Origin of the sequence: Secundilactobacillus pentosiphilus, assembly GCF_002217985.1 — a bacterium.
GTDB lineage: Bacteria > Bacillota > Bacilli > Lactobacillales > Lactobacillaceae > Secundilactobacillus > Secundilactobacillus pentosiphilus.
This window is the reverse complement of the sequence record NZ_BCMI01000018.1, coordinates 57820-63866: the sequence shown is the minus strand read 5'-3', so window position 1 is coordinate 63866 and position 6047 is coordinate 57820. Positions and strand designations below refer to the sequence as shown.

Annotated in this window: 4 protein-coding genes; 3 read left to right on the top strand and 1 reads right to left on the bottom strand. The window is 46.2% G+C overall.

Annotated elements, in window-relative coordinates; genetic code table 11:
• Positions 1–77: 77 nt before the first annotated feature.
• Positions 78–812 carry a WecB/TagA/CpsF family glycosyltransferase gene (locus CES81_RS09235; RefSeq protein ID WP_089121515.1) on the bottom strand — a complete coding sequence of 245 codons (735 nt, stop codon included), beginning with the start codon at positions 810–812 and terminating at the stop codon, positions 78–80.
• Positions 813–930: 118 nt separating this feature from the next.
• On the opposite strand from CES81_RS09235, the gene CES81_RS09230 reads away from it, so the two are divergent.
• The 3 genes from CES81_RS09230 to CES81_RS09220 all read left to right on the top strand — a co-directional run bounded on the left by CES81_RS09230 (position 931) and on the right by CES81_RS09220 (position 6044).
• Complete coding sequence (locus CES81_RS09230; RefSeq protein ID WP_089121514.1) at positions 931–2403, top strand: nicotinate phosphoribosyltransferase; 1473 nt, start codon at positions 931–933, stop codon at positions 2401–2403.
• A 12-nt stretch (positions 2404–2415) separates the two neighbouring features.
• Entirely contained in the window at positions 2416–3240 is an 825-nt protein-coding gene (nadE, locus tag CES81_RS09225) for an NAD(+) synthase (RefSeq protein WP_089121513.1), read from the top strand.
• Positions 3241–3392: 152 nt separating this feature from the next.
• The gene (locus CES81_RS09220; protein WP_089088255.1) at positions 3393–6044 is read left to right on the top strand and encodes a cation-translocating P-type ATPase; all 2652 of its coding nucleotides are present in this window, start codon (positions 3393–3395) and stop codon (positions 6042–6044) included.
• Positions 6045–6047 lie beyond the last annotated feature (3 nt).

Here is a 6047-nt window from a genome sequence, read left to right as displayed (position 1 = left end):
TACACAAAACTTTATATTATTTCATTTGTCAACTTGACAGGGCCAAGTGCATTTCTAGGCTCTTTTCATACTCGGTGTTATTTGTTCTTTCGCGCTGATTGTTTAACGGTCCGTAAGTAACGCGGTAAAACCAGCATCCGTTTGAATCTGGTTGGTTCGGTGATAAGACGGTAGAACCACTCCAAACGGTGCTTTTGGAAAAACTTCGGCGCCCTTTTTGTGTGACCGCTCAGCACGTCAAAGCTACCGCCAACGCCCATCCACAGGCCGTTGTTTTGGTGACGGTAATCAGCAATGAGCTGTTCTTGTTTGGGGAAACCAACCGCTAAAAATACCATGTCCGGTTTAGTTTGAGCAATATCTTTGGCAATGGGCGCAAAGTCATCAAAATAACCATCGTGGATTCCCGCAACGTTAAGGTTAGGGAAGCGTTCAGCCACAACGCTTTTAACGTCGGCGATGACCTCAGGCTTTGCACCGACTAAGTAGACTGATTTTTGCTGGGCGTTGCCCCACTGCAGCAAGGCCAGCATGGTGTCGTAACCAGTGATCCGTTCCGTCATTGATTGACCAAGAATGGCAGCACCTTTAAGGATTCCGATACCATCTGGTGTAATATAGTCGGCGGTTTCTAGAATGCGCTGGTAGTCAGGATGATTTCTGGCGTACATGACGATTTCAGGGTTAGCCGTGACAATAAACGTGTTTTGACGCTGATTAATTCGATCTTCAATTGCTGTCAGAAAATCAGCTTGGGTCGTATTAATAAACGGCACGTTTAAAACATTGATTAAGGGAAATTCTTTAGACATAATAACCATCCATTCTTGAAATGAGTTAAAAAGCTTTAGTTTAACTGACGATAATTCGGATTAATGATAGAATAGTTCTCATAACCAGAAATATCAATCCACCAAAGGAGTAACAAACATGGCAAAGCAGTATCCAGACGATAGCATCGCGTTGCATACGGATGCCTATGAATTAAGTATGATTCAAACCTATTTTGAACAGGGTATTGAAAATAAGCGGGCCATCTTCGAAGTTTATTTTCGTGATATGCCCTTTAAAAACGGGTTTGCCGTCTTTGCGGGACTAGAACATATTATTCATTATATCGAAAACCTGCACTTTACCAAAACAGATATTGAATATTTAAAAGAAGTTACAGATTATTCACCCGAATTACTTCAGTTTTTGAGTGACTTTAAATTTCAGGGGACGATTCGTTCAGCCGCTGAGGGGGATCTCGTTTACAATAACGAGCCAATACTTCAAGTCGAAGGCCCGCTGGCTGATTGCCAGTTAATTGAAACGGCGGTCCTTAATATTGTGAACTATCAGACCTTGATTGCTACCAAGGCTGCCCGGATTCGTTCCGTGGCCGGTAAAGATGGCATCATGGAATTTGGTTCACGGCGAGCACAGGAATTTGATGCCGCCATTTGGGGCACTCGTGCTGCTTATATTGGTGGGTTTGATGCAACGTCAAACGTGCGTGCCGGTAAAATATTTGGTATTCCGATCAGCGGGACTCATGCCCACTCATTGGTACAAACCTACGGCGACGATTACGATGCTTTCCGGGCTTACGCGGAAACTCATAAGGACTGTGTTTTTCTGGTTGATACCTATGACACTCTAAAGAGCGGTGTACCGAGTGCCATTCGGGTGGCCAACGAAATGGGTCATAAAATTAATTTTCTCGGTGTCCGAATTGATTCAGGTGACATGGCTTACATCTCAAAGCGGGTTCGCCAGCAGTTAGATGAAGCCGGTTACCAGGATGCTAAAATTTACGCATCAAATGATCTCGATGAAAAAACCATCATGTCATTGAAGATGCAACGCGCTAAAATCGACGTCTGGGGAATTGGCACGAAACTGATTACGGCCTTTGATCAACCAGCCTTAGGCGCTGTTTATAAAATGGTTTCCATTGAGCGGGATGGCAAGATGGAAGATACCATCAAGTTGTCAAACAACGCTGAAAAGGTCTCAACGCCCGGACGAAAACAAGTTTGGCGAATTACCAAAAAAGAGGACGGGAAATCCGAAGGGGACTATATTGCACTTGCCAGTGAAGATCCACGACAGCAAGATCAGCTGTATATGTTCCATCCGAGTTACACTTATATCAACAAGACCGTGACCGATTTTGACGCACGGCCAATCTTACAGCCGATTTTTGATAAGGGCCGCTTAGTTTATCAGCAGCCGGAATTAGCTGAGATCAAGGCTCGTTGCACACAGATGTTAGAGAACCTTTGGCCGGAATACAAGCGGGATCTAAACCCCCAAAAGTACCCGGTTGATTTGTCACAGAAGTTATGGGACAACAAGATGAATCTCATTAAAGAGGTTCACGAGTACGTCCAAAAAATCGATTTTGATAATCAATAAGAGGATAAAGCCATGAGAGAATTACAGCAAAAAATAATTTCAGCGTTAAAGGTTCAGCCGCAGATCGATCCGCAGGCTGAAATTCGGCGCAGCGTGGACTTTTTAAAAGCATACCTGCAAACAACTGGTTTAAAAACGTTGGTTTTAGGGATTTCCGGCGGACAGGATTCTACCTTGGCTGGTAAGTTATCGGAAATGGCGGTCACAGAACTCCGCAGTGAAACGAACAACGATGGTTATCAATTCATTGCCGTGCGCCTGCCATATGGGCAACAGGCGGATGAATCCGACGCGATGGCAGCAATTGATTTTATGCAGGCTGACCAGGTTGACCGTGTGGATATTAAACCAGCTACGGATGCCACTGTTGCTGCAGTTCAAGCCAATCAAGAAAAAATCTCTGATTTTAATAAGGGAAACGTTAAGGCCCGCCAGCGGATGATTGCGCAGTTTACAATTGCTGGCGCTAATCAGGGCGCAGTTGTGGGAACTGACCATGCTGCTGAAGCAGTGACTGGTTTTTACACTAAGTTTGGTGATGGGGCCGCTGATATTACGCCAATCTGGCGCTTAAATAAACGGCAGGGAAAACAGCTGCTTGAGACGCTTCATGCCCCTCAACATTTATATACAAAGGTACCGACGGCGGATCTAGAAGATGATCGGCCAGCTTTGCCTGATGAAGTTGCCCTGGGCGTTCGTTACGATGACATCGACGACTATTTGGAAGGTAAAACCGTATCGGATAAAGCTGCGGAAACAATTGAAAGCTGGTATTTAAAGACCCAGCACAAGCGTCATTTACCAGTAACCGTGTTTGATACTTTTTGGAAGTAAACTTCGTGAGACTGCGTGATACGATGAGGGAGTAATCGGCAGAATCTTCTGTGGCCGACCCGACAACTTGGGACAACCGTCTCCGGGAAGGCCTTAATCGATGAGACTTATAACGAAAACAACGGGTTTCATAACTAACAGGAGGATTTTAGATGGCAGACAAACCGTGGTACCAGCAGACAACCGATGAATTGTTCGCACACTTAGAGACACAAGAACAGGGGCTCACTGAGGCAACTGTCAAAGAGCGACGAGAAAAATACGGCGAAAATAAATTAACTGAAAAGCGTCAAACGACGTTAATGCAAAAGTTCGTTGCTCAGTTTAAAGATTTTATGATTATTGTGTTGATTGTTGCCGCTATTATTGCCGGGTTGACCGGTGAAGTAGCGGATGCCTTGATTATTTTAGCCGTGGTTATTCTGAACGCGGTTTTTGGCGTCTTCCAGGAATCAAAAGCTGAAGATGCCATTAATTCGCTGCGTGAAATGGCAGCCCCAGTTGCACACGTTGAACGGCATGGCCAGGTCATTACGGTTAAAAGTGATGAACTGGTACCCGGGGATATCGTCTACTTAGAGGCAGGCGACATTGTGCCAGCTGATATTCGTTTGGTGACTGCTAACGTGATGAAGGTGGAGGAGGCTGCTTTAACCGGTGAATCGGTGCCGGTCAACAAAACCAGTGATGTGCTGGCTGAAGATGATTTAGCGCTAGGTGACCGTGCGAATTTGGTCTACATGACGGCTAATATTACGACTGGCCGGGGAACTGGTGTCGTTGTGGCTACCGGTATGCAGACTGAAGTTGGCCAGATTGCTGGCATGATTGAAGAAACCGCAGAAACTAAGACGCCGCTGCAGGAAAACCTGAATCAGTTAGGTAAATGGTTGACTGCATTGATCTTAGCCATTGCTGCCTTAGTCTTCGTCATTGGCATGGTTCGTGGTGAAGAAACCTTGGTCAACATGCTGCTGACAGCCATTTCCCTAGCCGTAGCGGCTATTCCAGAAGGATTGCCGGCCATTGTCACGATTACGTTAGCGCTGGGCACCCAGAGGATGGCGAAACGGCATGCCCTGATTCGAAAGCTGCCGGCCGTAGAAACGCTCGGCAGTACGGATATTATTGCCTCTGACAAAACAGGGACACTGACACAAAACAAAATGACCGTTGAGCAGATTTATGAGAACGGTCAACTGGTTGATGCCAAACAACAGGAAGTTGACCTGACAGATCCGTTAGCCTTGGCAATGCTGTTGAATAATGACAGTAAATTTGCCGACGACGGCTTAGCTGGAGATCCGACCGAAACCGCGTTGATACAGTATTATTTGGACCGGGATGAACCAGCGGCGGCAACGATCAGCAACAGTGAACGGGTGGCCGAAATTCCGTTTGATTCCGAACGCAAATTAATGTCAACTTTTAATGCGGATTCTTCGGGGAGTATTACCCAGTACGTTAAAGGTGCGCCGGATCAGTTATTAAAGCGGGTTGACCGCATCTTTATAGATGGTAAAATTCGTGAGATCACGGCGGCTGATAAGCAGCAGATCATGGCGGTCAATCATCAGTTAGCGACGCAAGCGTTACGAGTGCTGGCGTTTGCATACAAGGAGGTTGATTCAGTTCCGTCTGAATTAACGAGCGAAACGGCTGAACAGCACTTAATTTTTGCTGGCTTAGTGGCTATGATCGATCCTGAGCGGCCGGAAGTTGCTCAAGCGGTTGTTGAGGCTCATGAAGCGGGTATTCGGCCAATCATGATCACTGGGGACCACCGGGATACCGCAACGGCCATTGCTAAACGACTGGGTATTATGGGCGAAAATAGTGGTGATGATCAGGTGATTACTGGTGCGGAGCTCGATAAGCTCAGTGATGAAGAATTTAACCAACGCGTTGATCACTACTCAGTTTATGCCCGAGTAGCACCTGAACATAAGGTGCGGATCGTGAATGCTTGGCAAAAGCGTGGTAAAGTAGTGGCGATGACGGGTGACGGTGTCAACGATGCGCCGGCCTTGAAAGCTGCTGATATTGGAGTTGGTATGGGCATTACCGGGACAGAAGTCTCCAAGGGTGCCAGTGACATGGTTTTGGCGGATGATAACTTTTCCACTATTGTTGTGGCGGTAGAAGAGGGACGAAAAGTCTTTGCTAACATTCAAAAAGCTTTGCAGTACCTCTTGTCAGCTAACATCGGTGAAGTGTTGACCCTGTTTGTCATGACCCTATTAGGCTGGCAAATTTTGGCGCCTGTGCAGATTCTCTGGATCAACCTGGTAACGGATACTTTTCCAGCCATTGCGTTAGGGTTGGAACCGGCAGAACCCAACATCATGAAACGCAAGCCAAGGGGACGTTCCTCGAACTTCTTTTCCGGTGGTGTATTCGGCAACGTCATTTATCAGGGGCTGCTAGAAGGCCTGATTACGTTAGGCGTATACGGACTGTCGTTACAGTTTCCAGTCCATGCTAGTGGGCAATTGGCCCACGCTGATGCGTTGACCATGGCGTTTGCAACCCTCGGTTTGATTCAGTTGTTTCACGCGTTTAATTCCAAGTCGATTCATGACTCAATTTTTAAAGTGGGGCTCTTTAAGAACCGTTCACTTAACTGGGCAATTTTGACAGCGTTCTTACTATTAGCCGTTACAATTGTTGTACCCGGTTTTAATACCATTTTCCATTTGACGGAGCTTAATATACTCCAATGGGGAATCGTCTTCAGTGCCGGTATTTTGATGATTGCAATTGTTGAAGTCGTTAAGTTTGTTCAAAGACGGTTTGAAAAATAGGAG